Annotated in this window: 10 protein-coding genes; 4 read left to right on the forward strand and 6 right to left on the reverse strand. The window is 42.3% G+C overall.

What is annotated here, in order from left to right; genetic code table 11:
• Nucleotides 1-273: 273 nt before the first annotated feature.
• On the reverse strand, nucleotides 274-1,251 hold the full coding sequence (locus tag RYH73_RS00005) for a Gfo/Idh/MocA family protein (RefSeq protein ID WP_335311189.1): 978 nt from the start codon (nucleotides 1,249-1,251) through the stop codon (nucleotides 274-276).
• 101 nt (nucleotides 1,252-1,352) lie between these two features.
• Nucleotides 1,353-3,530: an alpha-galactosidase gene (locus RYH73_RS00010; protein ID WP_335311190.1), complete on the reverse strand. Its 2,178-nt coding sequence runs from the start codon at nucleotides 3,528-3,530 to the stop codon at nucleotides 1,353-1,355.
• Between the two features lie 227 nt (nucleotides 3,531-3,757).
• Between RYH73_RS00010 and RYH73_RS00015 the strand changes: the two genes are divergently transcribed.
• The 3 genes from RYH73_RS00015 (at nucleotide 3,758) to RYH73_RS00025 (ending at nucleotide 9,947) form a co-directional block, all read left to right on the forward strand.
• Nucleotides 3,758-6,466 (forward strand): carboxypeptidase regulatory-like domain-containing protein, encoded by a 2,709-nt coding sequence (locus RYH73_RS00015; RefSeq protein WP_335311191.1) that lies wholly within the window; start codon nucleotides 3,758-3,760, stop codon nucleotides 6,464-6,466.
• A gap of 445 nt (nucleotides 6,467-6,911) precedes the next feature.
• Nucleotides 6,912-7,106 carry a hypothetical protein gene (locus RYH73_RS00020; RefSeq protein WP_335311192.1) on the forward strand — a complete coding sequence of 65 codons (195 nt, stop codon included), beginning with the start codon at nucleotides 6,912-6,914 and terminating at the stop codon, nucleotides 7,104-7,106.
• A gap of 468 nt (nucleotides 7,107-7,574) precedes the next feature.
• On the forward strand, nucleotides 7,575-9,947 hold the full coding sequence (locus RYH73_RS00025) for a PDZ domain-containing protein (RefSeq protein WP_335311193.1): 2,373 nt from the start codon (nucleotides 7,575-7,577) through the stop codon (nucleotides 9,945-9,947).
• Between the two features lie 26 nt (nucleotides 9,948-9,973).
• Here RYH73_RS00025 and RYH73_RS00030 read toward each other — a convergent pair whose 3' ends face one another.
• Nucleotides 9,974-11,122 (reverse strand): energy transducer TonB family protein, encoded by a 1,149-nt coding sequence (locus RYH73_RS00030; RefSeq protein ID WP_335311194.1) that lies wholly within the window; start codon nucleotides 11,120-11,122, stop codon nucleotides 9,974-9,976.
• Nucleotides 11,109-11,690, reverse strand: a complete 582-nt coding sequence (locus RYH73_RS00035; protein WP_335311195.1) for an RNA polymerase sigma factor — start codon at nucleotides 11,688-11,690, stop codon at nucleotides 11,109-11,111. The genes RYH73_RS00030 and RYH73_RS00035 overlap by 14 nt, the downstream gene beginning before the upstream one ends.
• Before the next feature lie 169 nt (nucleotides 11,691-11,859).
• Between RYH73_RS00035 and RYH73_RS00040 the strand changes: the two genes are divergently transcribed.
• Entirely contained in the window at nucleotides 11,860-13,704 is a 1,845-nt protein-coding gene (locus RYH73_RS00040) for a YfbK domain-containing protein (protein WP_335311196.1), read from the forward strand.
• A gap of 51 nt (nucleotides 13,705-13,755) precedes the next feature.
• Here RYH73_RS00040 and RYH73_RS00045 read toward each other — a convergent pair whose 3' ends face one another.
• Together RYH73_RS00045 and RYH73_RS00050 are read right to left on the reverse strand one after the other, a co-directional pair.
• The gene (locus tag RYH73_RS00045) at nucleotides 13,756-15,126 is read right to left on the reverse strand and encodes a M60 family metallopeptidase (RefSeq protein WP_335311197.1); all 1,371 of its coding nucleotides are present in this window, start codon (nucleotides 15,124-15,126) and stop codon (nucleotides 13,756-13,758) included.
• Between the two features lie 107 nt (nucleotides 15,127-15,233).
• The gene (locus RYH73_RS00050; RefSeq protein WP_335311198.1) at nucleotides 15,234-16,226 is read right to left on the reverse strand and encodes a hypothetical protein; all 993 of its coding nucleotides are present in this window, start codon (nucleotides 16,224-16,226) and stop codon (nucleotides 15,234-15,236) included.

The following is a 16,226-nucleotide window of genomic DNA, read 5'->3' on the forward strand; positions in this document are numbered from 1 at the left end:
TCGCCTGCTTTGCTAACTTGGCAAAGCGTCGGAGAATGCCTGATAAAAGATGCACCAGATCCAAGCCTTTTAAATCTAAAAAAACAGGTAGTGCAACAGCCACTCAAGCCAAAAGTTAAATAAATTTTATCAAGAACCTTCCCGTAGGGAAAGCTTGAATGCCTTCGAAACGAACTAATGATGAAAAAAGTTGATTAAGAAAAACCTTCTTTTTTTAAAGCGAACTCCTATTGTTTTTAGGTGTTATATCCGATATACGCTGTTAAAATAAATTTATTTGTTGGTGAAGTTCTCCATAATGGCAGCAACCGCTAACGCATCCTCTATAGGACATGGATTCGTACCTTCACCACGCAAATAGCGAACCACCGCTTCTATCATAGGTTGTTGCACATGGGGCAATGGATCGAAATGAAAATGTTGAACGCCATCTTCATTCACTAGTTCGAGTGTATGTGGCGTAAAAAAAGAAAAAACAAGTTTTCCCTTGCTACCAACGATCTCACAACGATCCATTTCTTCATTTGTATTGAAGGCCCACAACCCGTTAAAAAGCACCTTACTTTCAAATAGAATGCGACCGGTTACGACATCATCGGCCAGATACGCTTTACCTTGGTTGAGGGCCAAACCATCACTTTGTTCGATCGAACCAAAAAGTCGATAGACAATATCCAACTGATGCGGCGCTAAATCATGGAACAAGCCTCCACCCGATTTGGCCGGATCTAAACGCCAAGCGATTTTAGGATCTTGCAACATCTCTTTAGTCAACGACTTTTTAAGTAATTGCAGTGTAACTACACGCGTATTACCAATTAGTCCATCGGCAATAATTTGTTGAATTTTCTTAAAATACGGCTGTTCTCTTCGGTAATGTGCCACAGATAGGCGTCCACCTTCCTTTTGTAAATAGGCGTACAAACGTTCAGCTTCCTCTACATTGACCGTAACCGGTTTCTCCATATAAACGGCCTTTCCTGCTCGCAACGCCATGATACCGTATTGAAGATGGGTGTCAGGTGGGGTTGCAATATAAACCGCATTTACTTCATCGTCATCAATTAATTTTTGCGCATCCGTATACCACTTGCGGATACCGTGGCGTGCTGCATAATCTTGCACTTTAACTTCATCACGACGCATAACGGCCACTAAATCTGAATGGGCTACTTTTTTAAAAGCCGGCCCGCTCTTTACCTCGGTAACATCTCCCGCGCCGATCATTCCCCATTTTATTATTTTAGTCATAAGCTCCTCTTCAGTAACGCTAATGTATGATTTTTCCTCTTCTATACGAAAGGTTAGCAGTCAATATACGGTTTACAAAAAATAACGAACGTTAATGCAGGTTATTCCACCACCAACCAGGTATATCCTTCAGCCGGAATCACAATTTTTATTGCTACCTTATCATGCCGATCCAGGTGATAAGCCTTTGCCGGCCCCTCCTCCTGCCGAACAGAAACACTTCCTTCTTTACCTGTATAATACAAGGGTAGGTGGATGGTTCGTTCGATGGGCTGTTTTAGCGGATTATACAACATCGCCAAGCCTTTGATTTCCTCGGTCGGATCCATATGCAATATACCATCCCAATCCCTTCCATCAGCGCGCCGCAAATGTACGATATCAGCATTGAGCACTTTTCGGTATCTTTTATACCAGTTAATCACTTCCTGAACGGTCTTTTTGGTTTCTTCTGTATCATATAATCGAGGGCCTCGGTAGCACGCCTGAATACCCGCGCCATAATATTGCATCATCAATTGCTTGTAATCATTCAGATGCTCATTTAATGGTTCCAAGACCGATGTTGAGTCACCACCATGATAGGCGGTCAGCGGAACGAATCCCCAACCCATTGAGGGAGTTTGCTCCCAAGTACCGTCGAAGATATTCTGTCGGTTTAAAATTCGTTGGTTTTCTCGTGGCAAAGCAAAATTGACCTCTCGGTATCCGATAGCGATTTTATTCGTTCCATCCAAAAAATACCAATCCGGTGCATTTATATAAACACCTCTCGCATTGAGCCAGTGATACAGTTCCTTTTGCATCGCAAATTGTTTCCATTGGCTATCTTCCACATCCTGGTGTCCGGGATGCGATGTCGAAGCACACTGGTCGCCCGGATAGGGACCATCATTTTCCCAGATATCAAAACCTGTCTGGTCAAAAAATGTTTTGATTTTCTGATGATAAGCGATGCCCCACTCGCTTCCAAAACAGGGTGCATTTCCGAAAAATGCATCACCGGTTTTACCGGTCTTTGGATTAATGACATCATCCTTTTCGCTGATCTTTCTCGAGCTGAACAAGGAATATCCACCAATTTTAATCTGTCGTTTATGCGCATAGTCTGCTAATTCTTTCCATCGTCTTAAATTATTTGACGAGGTATCCTCCATGTTAATATGGCTACCAAAGCTTAAAATAAGAGCTTCATATCCCGTAGCTGCACATTGGTCAATCGCGCTTCTTACTTCTTGATCGTTCTTACTTACTAAATGCATAAAAATGGGATTAGCCGTGGTCCAAGGGGCGATCGTCCGATACATTTTTCGAATAGCCAGCCCACGTCGTTCCCGATCATAACTGTCCATCAGAAGCTCCCAGCTTCGAATCGATGTTAAGGAATCGTTTGAAGCTAAAGCTACCCCTACACCGTTTTCAGGATATATTTCCAGCAAGGCCGGTGTATTTAGATCATAATTTACCTGAGAGGTATAAGAGGTATCTCTTTTCCAATGCAAGGTCTGATCGCTCAAATGATAACGCATCGCGTTGTTAAAGGCAAAATTACTTTCTACATAGAGGCCATGTTGTTTAAGCATGGCTTCGGTGCTTCCAACCACTGCGCTTTCCTCCTCAACGAGTGCTAATTGTTCGTGAATAATCTGATTCACTTTAACGATACGCCCCGTCTGATTTTGGATCGTAAGCCATTTAGCGATCAGCGGAAGACCACTGTAGATTGCATAATGCACCTGAATGTGAAAACCCTTCCATTGCGGCATGGATAATTTATAATGAAAAACCAGTTCCTTTCCAGTTGCAGCTTGCTGACCCGTTGCCCACCAATTGGTTCCTTTCCAGGCTAACAAGGGCTTTAGGTCGTGCACTTCATAGTGGGAAAAAGTAAAATCGCCGGACGACTGTTGAAGTGCATCCAACCATACAGGCAAGAAATAGGCTTTTTCTTGCTGTCCCTTTAGACCGCCTACTTGATACCACTTACCGTCTAATTGAATGCGCGCTTCCGGTGTTACAGCTCGAATAAGTTGTTGACCGGTTATCAAATTGCTGAAATCATAACAGGCTACATTAGGTTGCAAGCGGAAAACTCTTCTAACAAGTCCATTTTCTAAAATCAGATCCTGTTCATCTTGGCTCTTGATCGCTATAGCCTGATAGCCATCGGAGCTTAATAGCCAATCGTCATTCTCCTTGTATGCAAGGGCTCCACATGTTATTTGCCAAGCGAACATCCAACAAATGAACATATGAAGGTGCGCAAAACGTGTGCTCATAAATCAGGTTCTTTTATCATTTTCGAATGAACATATTTACGCAAAAAAGAAAAAGAAGTATTCAACTAAATAAACTGTTTGATCAATGATCTTAGCTATTTAATGCAACCGTCTGCGTTCACTTAATCTTATCCTTTGAATTGCTGCCTTTAATTAAAAGAAAAGCGATAACCAAGCAAACTAAGCACGCATTATATTTGTTTAATCTATTATCAAATTAAAGCATCATGAAACGGCCTTCCTGCCTTCTTCTATTCGTTTTTCTTTCCTTCGTTGCTTATGCACAAAAACGAGATACAACGGATGCTTTGCAACGGATGTTGAAGAACTTGGATACCTTCCAACAAAAACATCCCCAGGAGCGTGTTTATCTGCAGACTGACAGACCCTATTATGAAACAGGCGACGATATTTGGTTTAAGGCCTATGTTACTGTCAGTCAGTTCAATTTACTTTCGGCCATTAGCAAGATTATGTATGTGGAGCTATTGAATGATCAACAAGAAGTGGTACAATCAAGACGCTTACCAGTTATTTCCGGCTTGTCCATGGGTGATTTTAAGTTACCTGAAACACTTGTTGAAGGTCGTTATCATATCCGCGCTTATACTAATTGGATGCGAAACTTTGATGAGGGCCTATTTTATCACAAGACAATTACCATCAATGATAAAAGTTCGCCGATCGTCAGTCGCAGCAGTTTTATTTACAAAAATTCATCAAAGAAAGATAAACAGGTTGATGGCACTGTTCAATTGTTAGATTTTAATGGCAAGATGCTACCGAATCGACCGGTTATTTTTGAGTTAAAGAATAAGGGTAAAACCATCGCCAAGCAACAGGTGGCAACCGACGATATCGGACGCTTGCGTTTTCAATTTCCCTATGAAAGCCGAAAAAAAGATCAGCCGGATTTGTTGATACTCAACATCGACGGCGGTAATCAGGGAACACTTGTAAAAACGATTCCGGTGGTCATTCGGCCAGACAAACGCGCTGTACACTTCCATGCTGAAGGTGGAGCTTTGCTAGCAGGTGTCCAAAATCGTGTGGGTTTCCAGGTAGTTCGAAATGTGATGGACGAAGAAGAGGAAGTGCAAGGGCAGTTAGAAAGTAGTGGGCAAGTCGTCACGAAATTTAAAAGTGATTCGGCCGGTTTAGGGAGTTTCGACTTTATTCCCGAAAGTAATAAGGAATATACGGCATTCGTCCGTTTTGCCAATGGCGACACGATTCGGACTCCCTTGCCGGAAGTTGGAAAAAGTGGATTTCATTTAGCGGTAAATAATTTAATGGAGCAAGGAGTTGCCGCTCAACTATCGGCTTCAGAAGATCATATTCAACAACAGCAAATTGCTTGCATTATCCAAAGCCAGGGCATGGTATTTTATGCGGCTAAACAATCGCTGAACAAACCGGAAATCAGCTTTAATATTCCAAAAAAGGACTTACCGTCGGGTGTACTCGGATTAGCTATTCTGGATGAACAGATGAATGTAATAGGTTCCCGTAAAATCTTTATCCTAAACCCACGTGACAACCTCCCGCTTCAGGTCGAACCTACACAGGAAAGTTATGGCCCCCGGGAGCAAGTTACCCTTAACTTAAGAGGAGTGATGCCTGATACAGCGGATATCGGTGCCTTTTCAGCATCAGTGGTAAATATCGATAAAATACCCAAAATCTCGCTGACCGATAACAATATACTTTCGACCTTATTACTCCAAACCAACACCTACAATACCATTGACCAGCCGATGATTCCTTTTGATTATCAAAACAAACGGATACAACAACAAATTGAAATATTGATGCTTGCACAACCGGTTGATCCTCGTTTTTGGAAAGAGGTAAAGGCCGGCAAATTTCCGGAAATAGCCTATAAACCGGAGAAGGAATTAAGGATTAGTGGCATTGTAACAAACAACCAGGATGAGCCGATTGCCAACGCCAAAGTGACCATTGCGTCCTTTAAACCAACCACCACGGTTCTAGATACGGTGACGGATACTGCGGGGCGTTTTAATTTTGATAAACTTTTATTCTATGATCAGAGCGATTTTCTTGTTCAAGCAAGGGATGCCCGAGGTAAAAAAAATGTAAAAGTGAAGCTGGATGAAGTCCCCAGCCAGGCAATATCACAAGAAGATAAAGAGGGAGAGGTGAAAGTAACGGCTAAGGAAGGTACCTCAAACCAAAATAGCGAAAAATCACTCAGCGAAATACAGCAATATGGCTTTTCAGGAAAAAGCATTGTGTTGGAAGAAGTTGAAGTCAACGCAAAAAAAGAGAATCCCGCCAAGCATTCTGCTAACTTGAACGGAGCAGGGAATGCTGATCAGGTGATCAGCGGTGATGAACTCTATTTCAATGGTTGTCCTACGCTTGACGTATGTCTACAAGGCCGACTTGTTGGGGTTCGTTTCGTTAATGGTATTCCTTATAGTACACGCTCAATGAACCGCCCAATGCAGATCATCTTGGATGGGATGTATATGGATCCCTCGGCACTCAATATTATTAATCCCTTTGATGTGGCTTCAATAGAAGTGTTACGAACGGTAGGCAATACCGCCATTTATGGCATGTGGGGAAGCAATGGCGTGCTTGTGATCACTACGAGAAGGGGTGATCAACCGAGACGTTTCGGTCCAGAGCTCTACACACCCGGACTGACCACTTTTAGCCCGCAAGGGTTTTACGAAATTCGTAGTTTTGAATCACCTGATTACAGCTCAACGCAGGACACTGAAGGAATAGATCATCGTACAACCGTCTATTGGCAACCTGACGTGGTCCTTCAAAAGGACCACCCCGCCTCGCTCTCTTTCTATACGGCAGACCAACCGGGAATTTATCGCATCGAAATAGAAGGGCTTGATGTTAATGGAAGATTGGCTAAGTCTACATCTTATATTCGAGTAGAAGAAAAATAAATAGTGAATAAGGGATTGCTTAACATATTTGGTGTGTGTTCTATTTCGGTCATTAAACCCTAAAGGCACAAACAACTTAAATTAATTTTCAACCTTACATACTGAATCTTTTAGAAAAGGAAATAAGTCGGTTTCACACCTGCCCAAAATAAATTTTCTGGACAAAAAAGAGGAGGTTCTCGGCTATAGAGGCGCTATTTTTATTGGGAAAGCTAAAGTATCCCTGGGTGTTGGTATAAATTTAATAGGACTCTCGGCTTTCTGACCTAAAACAGGGATCAATTTAACACATAGATGAATTGTTTATATTAAAGGAACGATTATTTTGTCACTTTCTTCCGAAGACCACGAAGTAGCTTGAATACTATTGAAAACTAACAAATGATGAAAAAAGTAACCAAAGACTCGTCGCTTGGAACTTTGCTTTAAACGGTAATGCATCAACGTGCAAATCGCAAATTTCCTAGGCGACATTGCAGCAGAACGGGGACTTTTACTTTTAACCGGACGTATTATTATTTTCAGCCCTAATATAGCCCTGCGCGTGGGTAAAACGGCCTTGGAGGATACCGATGCAACGAGCAGTAAAGCATTTGCACGTCTGTTCATATGGCAATATGCAAGCGGATTGAGGAAGTGAAACGGCTCCAATACGCACCATGAATGCTTTGCCATCAGGTGCAAGGTAGCCTACACGGCCTTGATGTTTATTCGCTAATGTTTGTTTTCGAAGGAGCTCATGAGCTCGTCGTAAACTCCTCGGTTGCCTCACTTTGCATCGAAGGTAAAGTGAGATGAAACCGAGATGTAAATAATAATGGACACACAGGGCAATTATTATTTACTCGAGCTCTCATCAACCATTAAAAAGAAAACAATAGGATGAAATTAAAGAAAACAAAAATATGACTAAAATAATCGTTCTATTTTTTAGGTAAAACCGACCAACGGAGCTCCATATTTCCTAATTATTATTTAACGTTTTGGACGGATGTGCGTCAGTTTATTAAACGTTGAAGTCAATATGACTGAACAGTTCGCCAAATAAACTCAATAGAGATCCCTTAAAAATAAGAATCTTTGTTTAAGATATTCCAAAAAACCTTCTATGAAAAATCGTTATCAAAAACTCTTTTTTGTTCTCTTAATAGGTCTCTTATCCTTCAACAGTTTTGGGCAAACACGGCAATTTTATGTTTCTATGGATGGAAACAACACGAATAATGGAAGTGCCGAACAACCCTTGCGCACACCTAATGCTGCAAAGGAGCATGCTTTAGCCTTAAGAAGATCAGGTTATAAAGGCCGGATTGAGCTCATCGTGCGGGCGGGAAATTATTATCTAGATCAACCGCTCGTGTTTACACCGGAAGAATCGGGAAGCACAGAACAACCCTATATCATAAAGGCTCAAAATAATGACCTGGTTTATTTCAATGCCGGTCAGTACCTTTCATTACAATGGGAACCCCATACAAAAACCATTTGGAAGGCGAAGGTACCCGAGGGAGTTCAAATCGAAAGCCTTTTTGCCAATCATGAACCCAAAATTCGAGCTCGTTATCCAAATTATGACGCATCGATACTTCCTTTTCATGGATATGCGCCCGATGCCATAGACCCGCAAAGGGTAAAAACCTGGAAAAATCCGATAGGTGCCTATGTGCATGCTCTTCACCAAGGTCGTTGGGGTGGATTTCACTACCAAGTGACGGAAAAAAAGCCCGACGGAACATTAATACTCGAAGGTGGAAAACAGAATAACCGTCCGAGTGAAATGCATGCCACTTATCGTTTCATTGAAAATGTTTTCGAAGAGCTAGATAGTCCGGAGGAATGGTATTTTGATAAGAATGAACGTATCCTCTATTATTTTCCCAAAAAGGGAGAGAACATTCACCATTTAGTTTTCGAGGCCGCCAAATTGGAAAATATTATCACCCTTCTTGGTCATGAAAAACAACCTGTTCATGATATCAGCATCGAAGGTATTCGTTTCATTAATACACGACCTACGTTTATGAAGACGGCCGAGCCCTTGCTTCGTAGCGACTGGACCATCTATCGACAAGGAGCGATAAAAATAGAGGGAGCGGTTCATTGCCAGATCGTGAACAATAAATTTTACCATTTAGGAGGGAACGCTCTTTTTTTAAGCAACTACAATCGCGCCATCACCATAACTGATAATTTGATCGAAGATATAGGAGCAGGCGCTATCAATGTGGTCGGCAATCCTCAGGCAGTACGCTCCCCCTCCTTCCGGTATGAAGATTTCGTTCCAGCCGACCAAATGGATCTAGCTCCCGGGCCTCAATCGAATGACTATCCCGCTGGTTGCATCATACAGGATAATTTGATCCGACATATCGGACTCATCGAAAAGCAAGTTGCTGGTGTTCAATTGTCAATGGCATCTGAAATAAAGGTTATTCACAACACGATTTATGATGTTCCCCGAGCAGGTATTAATATTGGTGACGGTACTTGGGGAGGACATGTCATTGCCTTTAATGATGTCTATCGAACGGTTCTTGAAACAAGCGATCATGGTGCGTTCAATTCCTGGGGGCGCGATCGTTTCTGGCATCCTAATAGAAAAATAATGGACTCGATCACAGCTGTACATCCCAATTGGGTATTACTAGACGCTATTCGTCCAACACAGATTCACGATAATAGGTTTCAATGTGATCATGGCTGGGATATTGATTTGGATGATGGTTCTACAAATTATGAAATTTTCAACAACCTGTGCCTCAGTGGAGGCCTAAAACTAAGAGAAGGTTTTCATCGAAAGGTATACCATAACATTTTACTAAATAACGGATTCCATCCACATGTGTGGTTTAAAGATAGTCACGATATATTTAGGGATAATTTAGTCATGAGACCACATCAGGACATTCAGATTCAGTTTTGGGGTGACACGGTTGATTACAACCTGTACATGACGCAAGCGGACTTAAAGGCAGATCAAGCGAAGGGAATCGAAAGCCATGGAAAGGTATTGGATACAAACGTGATCAAAGTCTTAGATGGTACATTAAAGCCTTCAGGAACAATACCGGCTTGGTTTGCCCAACTGAACTTTCCGGAAGTCGGTGTACGCTCCCCGCTCTTAAAAAGACTTGTCGAAAAGCAAGCGATACCTAGGTTACACCTATCTAAAACGCCTCATACACAAAAGACCTTTCGATGGCAACAGGCTACTTTAAAAAACATTGAAACACTCGGTGAGCAGTCAGCCGCTGGCTTACCGGGTATTTCCGGTATATTAGTCGCCGGAATCGAGCGAACTTCCCCTCTTTTGAATAAGGGGCTACTCGTAGGAGATGTTATTATAGGTTGTAATGGGAAAAAAGTAGACACATTTCAAACTTTCGAGCAGATCATCAACGAAGCAACGCCTAAACACGTTTTGAAACTGACGATCTTCCGAAATCAACGTCAACAGGTGTTAACCATTCAAAACAACTAACTACACTCGTAGGAGAATAAAGGCTCTTATTGGAAATGAATATCAATGCTTATTGTCTGATCAACGGCCATCTTTTTCCACGCAGGCCCATTTTGTAGAATTTCGATAGCCCGCTTGTCAAGCGCCGAATCGATGCCTTTTACAAGCTGTATCTTTTCCGGTTTACCATCCTTGTTTAACTGAAATACAAGTATTACCTTACCTGCTTTACCTTTCATGGTTGTTACCGATTCTTGAAGATACTTCTCGTAAGCCTCCCATCCAATAAGTGGTTCGGCAACCAGTCTTGCTGAAGGGATCATCAACGAATCATTCATCACGTAAATACCCTGTTTACGACTTGCCAATTTCGATGATACCGTTCTTCTTGCTTTTGGCGTGGCACGGCTTGAGATAAGCACTTCCTCTAGTTCATTATTTGTCGCTTGCGCAACCATCAAATTACTATCCAGCGTCCTATTTCGACGGGCATATGCTTGATAGGCTACTTCGGGCATTTCGGCCTTTTCAACAACCGCATCTACTCGCGATTCCTTGCTATTCTCCTCGCCTATAGCCCCCTGCATCGGGCGGGCTGTCGGTTTTTCTTTAGGCACCACAGCTGCGATTGCCGTTTTGGCGTTAACATGTAACGAAGAGTCTGATTCGTTCTCTTTAGTAGCTGATAACTGCTGCTCTCCACGCTTATTTGGCGAAACTTCCGGTGCACCTTTCAACGTCGCGCGCGACCGAACAGACGATGGGCTCTGCGGGTTTGTCTTGCGTTCCTTAGCCGGTTTCATAGCCACCAAGGGTGTGGAATCTGCTTTAATAGCGGGCTGCGAATCCGTTATCGTTTTTTGTTCCTGTACAAGGGTTGGCGTCAGCATAGGTTCTTTGCGCAAAAACCAATATCCGACAAAGACGAGAGCACCCATTACAGATGCGGCCATCCACCACATCAACGACGACTTGTTTTCGGTGATTTCGCCCTGAAGACGTCGCCGCATCCGATCTTTAATATCCGACAAGTTTTCAAGATGCATACGCGTATCTCCTTCCTCCATTCCTTGCAATAGATCCATAAGCAAGGGATCGTTCTGTGCCCGCCGTTCCAAACGATACATTTCTTTGGCACTCAGCTCTCCCTTTAGATACCTTTTAATTAGCGCTATGTCGGACCTATGCTTTTTCACGATGATTATCCATACAATTCTTTAAATTCCTCTTGCCATTTTGAATATAACTTTTAACCTCATTGAGTGAATACCCAGTTATATCCACAATATCTTTATAGCATTTCTCATTTAGAAAAAAGAGATCGATGCTCTTTTTTTGTTTTTCAGGTAACTTTTCCAAACATTTCTCCAACGCCACCAAGGAAGTTTCCTTTTCTTCCCGGTCCTCAGGATGCACATCGACCGGAAATTCCACAAATTCTTGCATAGAAACCCATTGCATTTTTTTTTCTGAGCGTAATTGCATCAGACAGAAATTTCTGGTCAGCACATAAAGCCAGGTCACAAATTTCTTAACTTCTTGTTTCTCGACTTTTATTATCAGTTCCTCAAAAAGCTGCATTACGGCGTCTTTCGCCCGCTCCCCATCTTTCAAATAGCGAAAGCAAACATAATACACCATCTCGGTATGCCGTTCATATAACTCGCCTAGCAACGCTAAATCACCCGTGCTTTGATAGCGCGTTAACAGCGACTCATCGTCTAATGCTGTAGTTGATTTTTTTGAGCGTTGAAACCAATTCATTCTGCGGGTTAAAATAATGCTTTTTTTTGTGATTAGTGAAGTTGTCAATTAGTGAAGTAGCGAAGTAATTGAGTAGAAATAGTACCGGCATAAAACAGGTCTATGCCACAGCCGAAAAAAAATTATGGAATTATAGTTGTCGCTGCATCCTTGGGCAAAATTCACGATTATGAATACAAGAATAACAGCAATTTTGCTCCTCTTGAGCTTGTTTTCTTTCAAGCCAAGTCAAGAACTGATGGTCAGTGGCACTGTTTACAATCAAGAAGATCAACAGGCGATCGCGGGTGTTTTGGTTCTTATTGAAGGCACCAATATCCGTGCTCTAACGGATTCAAAGGGGCGATATAAAATCAAACGAAGTCCACAAGCGCAATTTTTAATTTTTTCTAAATCCGGTTTCGAAAGTTTACGCATGCCGATTGGAACAAAGGAACACATCGATGTGCGACTAAGTCCTTCCCTCGCATTGGATGAAATCGTGGTGGCTGAGCATGCACATGTCAAAAAAAGGGCTGTACGAACTTTGTTGGCCGCTTCGCCCGGTTTACAGGGGCGTCACGCGTTTCTTTTTAATCACCCTTCTTCAACCGAAGACTATCAGAAAATCACAGAAAACGGATTTCTTAATCCTAAAAAAGAACCCTTATCTACTTTTGCAGTGGATGTAGATGGTGCTTCTTACAGCAACGTTCGTCGTTTTATCCACATGGGCCAATTACCTCCTAAAGATGCTGTACGCTTAGAAGAGATGATCAATTATTTTCAGTATGATTTGTCAGGACCACGAGACAACGAGCCGGTAGCAATTCATACCGAATTGTCACAAGCCCCTTGGAATCCACAACACCGCTTATTGCGCATCGCATTGAAAGCAAAAGCCATTGAGGTTCCAAAGCTTCCCGCTGCCAACTTCGTTTTTTTAATCGACGTGTCTGGTTCAATGGATGGTCCGAATCGACTACCCTTGGTAAAGGCTTCCTTAAAAATGCTTGTAGACCAATTACGAGCAGAAGATCATGTAGCACTTGTTACCTATGCCGGTACCGCACAAATCAAACTGGAAAGTATTTCAGGAGCCGAAAAGACACGCATAAAAAATGCGATCGATGAACTTGAGGCTGGTGGTTCAACGGCGGGTGAAGCAGGTCTGAAAATGGCCTATCGTTTAGCCAAGGAACATTTCAAAAAGGCGGGTAACAACCGAATTATCTTAGCTTCGGATGGGGATTTTAATGTAGGACCTTCCAGTAATGAAGAGATGGAAAGCCTCATCGAGAAGGCGCAACAGAGTGGTGTGAGTTTATCGGTATTCGGCTTCGGAATGGGCAATTTAAAAGACAGCAAAATGGAACTTTTGGCAAACAAAGGACATGGAAATTATGCCTATATCGACAATATTATGGAAGCAAAAAAATCGATGATAAACGAATTCGGTGCAAGCTTCTTTACCATCGCTAAGGATGTCAAAATGCAAGTAGAATTTAACCCTGGAACGGTACGGGCTTATCGCTTATTGGGTTATGAGAATCGATTATTGGAACAAGAAGATTTTAACAATGATCAAAAATTGGGCGGTGATATGGGTACCGGACATACGGTGACTGCTTTTTACGAAATTGTACCCTACGGTACAGAAGAACCTTATGTCGGTAGCGTAGATCCCCTAAAGTACCAATCGGAAAAAGTCGAAAAAAGCACGAATATCTCCAATGAACTGGCTACCGTTAAATTTAGGTACAAAGAACCTACGGAGGCTAAAAGCAAAATGAAACAAGTAAGTATTTTAGATAAACCCCTGTCGCTGACCAAAACCAGTGACGATTTCCGATTTGCCAGTGCCATTGCTGAATTGGGAATGCTACTGCGTAATTCCAACTTCAAGCAAGAGGCTGATTATGACGCACTTATCAAGCGCGCCAAATCCGCTAAAGGAACAGATACAGAAGGCTATCGGGCCGAATTTATACAATTAGCTGAAAGTGCAAAAATACTTGCAAAAAATGGTGATTAACTTCGGAATCTTTCGGTTTGGCTAGATAAACCAAACCGAAAGATTTGCTTTTTATTCCGATAAAGTGCTTGGATCTGTAGCAGGTACCGGTAATCCTAAATTAGCCATTTCAGCATAGACGCTTTCATCTACTTTGAATCCCCATTTTCTAAAGAAGCTACTCAGGTTTTCCCCCGAGATCGCACAAGCTTTTAGCATAAAATAACGCATTTTTTCAGCATCCGTGCTTACCGAAGGAAGTTCTATGCGCGTTTGCTTATGTAGCTGTTTGTAGAATGAATCGCCATAAGCCAGCCATAGCTGATGAAACATACACAGTCGAACCCAAACACCATTAGGCATAGAGGAGTCATTAAAGTCCTTGTTCACACTGGTATCCGCTAAATAACTAAGTGCGGTCGGCCATACATTGTCTCTTTTCAGTCGAGAAGGTGTGACACCCATGGCCCGTTCAACGGCCAATGAATAAATATTAACCGTGACTTCGCCAAGCGTACTCCATTTCCAGGCTTGCTGTTGATGCATATGGCCTAATTCATGCCATGGCCCCCAGCCATCTACTGATCCGATTAAAGGAGTGAAGGCGTATGGTGCTGCATCGGTGTAATAGGCAGTTCGATAATAGGTGGCTACCATCCAATAATCTGAATTATCTGTTTCTGTCAGAAGCAGCCTAGTATTGGCGTTTGGTTGATGTTGTGGTGCCGATCCATCCAGTCCACTTAAGTCGTCTTCTACATTCATTGTTTGGTCTGCCTTTTCCAGAACATAATTATTGTCTTGCGTTTTTGTGTCAATGGCTCTTGAACGAGCATATACAAAGTATACACGGTCACCCACCAGGACCACATCTGGAGCGTTGGTATAGGTATTCAATTGATTCGCCCAATCGCTTAATGTGGTTTGGCCCTTAATATATACCGGCGATCTAACAGCGCCACTTACAAAAGTGATTTTTGCCTTGCTGGCAGGCGCCCCCGAAGTTCCATACCGTATCCATATAAGCCCGCCGAATTGATCGGCGGTGATCGTGTTTGTACCGGTGGTAAGCTGAACTTCTTGGGGATTCCATTTATTAACATATCGCGAGTAGGTCCCAATCAATAACTTCGGCAACGAATTTCCAGTTACTTGTTGCACATCTAATTGCAATGTTGTATTGGGCGCGAGGTAAAAACCCGTAGGCTCGAAATCAGTCCAATAAGATCCTAACGCCAGTCGGGTATTTTCAACAGCAGCACTCTTTTTCTCTTCAAACTCCTGTACAGCAGCGCCTATAGTGGCCAGATTCAGGGTTGATTCACCTGTTTTTTGTGCCATCGCAACACGTTCATTCTGCGGAGTTTCTGCCTTTTTACAACTATATAAAGCGAAAAAGCAGACGAATAAGGCCAGTAATGTTTTAATTTGATGAAGGTACATAATGATTTAAAATTTAAAATAAACATTCATTAATAAGCACTTTACATACATTAAGCAGGTGACAGGTTAAGTCAGGTATATTGGAGAGCGTATGTTCATATTTCTTATTATTGATGTGTCACGCCTAAGACGGTAACGGTGACTTTGTATGACCCAGGCACAAACACGCGCAACGAGAAGCGGGCATTGCAGGAATAAGCATCGTCTTCAAGCCCTAAATCCTCGTCAAAATGGACATATTGTGTCGGAATTCTATAATAATAATTAAAGCCATTGCCCAATGAATTCAAGGGAAAGGGAACAACACCGTAGGTAAATTCCATACGATCCTCAAAAGCTTCATAAGCCAACGAATAATCCTGCATGGTTTGTAACCACCCGCCCGTATTACCTGATGCCGGCCTGCGGGCAATTTCTCCCTTTGCAGGATTGAAGGGAACACCATTTTTATCTACAATCTCCACCGTGATTTTATCCGGTGCATCCCCTATTCTTTCAACAGAAATTGTACCCGTCGGTAGGGTTTTAGTGGTCCCTTCTTCTCCTACTTTCATGGCCACTGTACTTCTAACTGCCGGTATTTCAAAGTCGGGTGCGTCCGTTAAATCAAATCGACCAATCTTCTCGAAAACCCTGGACCCATTGCTGTTAGTTATCGCTAAATCGAATAAATACGAACCCGTGGGTAACTCCCTTGTGTTTATGTTGGATTCTAATTGCCCACTACGCTCATTGATCGTAATAGCTTTCATAAGCGTATCCTTCTGTTTCGCAGCGATCAAGGCTAAGGTCGTGTCACTTTTGGGATCGTAAAGTGCCGTCCATTTCTTTACAGGAAATTCTTTCGCAAAAATATCATCCACTAAATTGCCGGTCGACTGATCATATATATGAAGTAATTTCACTTGAAGGGGTTGACTGGATCCTTCCAAAAGCAAAGGTGTACTTAGCTTTACGCGCCCTTTCTGTATAATAACCGGATATTCTGTATAACGGATAATATCGCTTAAGTATCCATTCGGAACTTTTTTACATCCCGTATAGGTGATGATCATAATGGTAAAAATCACACCAAGCTTCGTTATTTTACTGTGCAACAT

Origin of the sequence: Olivibacter sp. CPCC 100613 (assembly GCF_036959255.1) — a bacterium.
In the GTDB taxonomy this organism is placed as follows: Bacteria; Bacteroidota; Bacteroidia; order Sphingobacteriales; family Sphingobacteriaceae; genus Olivibacter.

Bases quoted from the DNA above. Each gene is read 5' to 3' on its own strand.
- RYH73_RS00010 (WP_335311190.1), bottom strand. From the start codon at position 3,530: ATGAGCACACGTTTTGCGCACCTTCATATGTTCATTTGTTGGATGTTC.
- RYH73_RS00035 (WP_335311195.1), bottom strand. From the start codon at position 11,690: ATGAATTGGTTTCAACGCTCAAAAAAATCAACTACAGCATTAGACGAT.
- RYH73_RS00005 (WP_335311189.1), bottom strand. From the start codon at position 1,251: ATGACTAAAATAATAAAATGGGGAATGATCGGCGCGGGAGATGTTACC.
- RYH73_RS00045 (WP_335311197.1), bottom strand. From the start codon at position 15,126: ATGTACCTTCATCAAATTAAAACATTACTGGCCTTATTCGTCTGCTTT.
- RYH73_RS00025 (WP_335311193.1), top strand. From the start codon at position 7,575: ATGAAAAATCGTTATCAAAAACTCTTTTTTGTTCTCTTAATAGGTCTC.
- RYH73_RS00040 (WP_335311196.1), top strand. From the start codon at position 11,860: ATGAATACAAGAATAACAGCAATTTTGCTCCTCTTGAGCTTGTTTTCT.
- RYH73_RS00050 (WP_335311198.1), bottom strand. From the start codon at position 16,226: ATGTTGCACAGTAAAATAACGAAGCTTGGTGTGATTTTTACCATTATG.
- RYH73_RS00015 (WP_335311191.1), top strand. From the start codon at position 3,758: ATGAAACGGCCTTCCTGCCTTCTTCTATTCGTTTTTCTTTCCTTCGTT.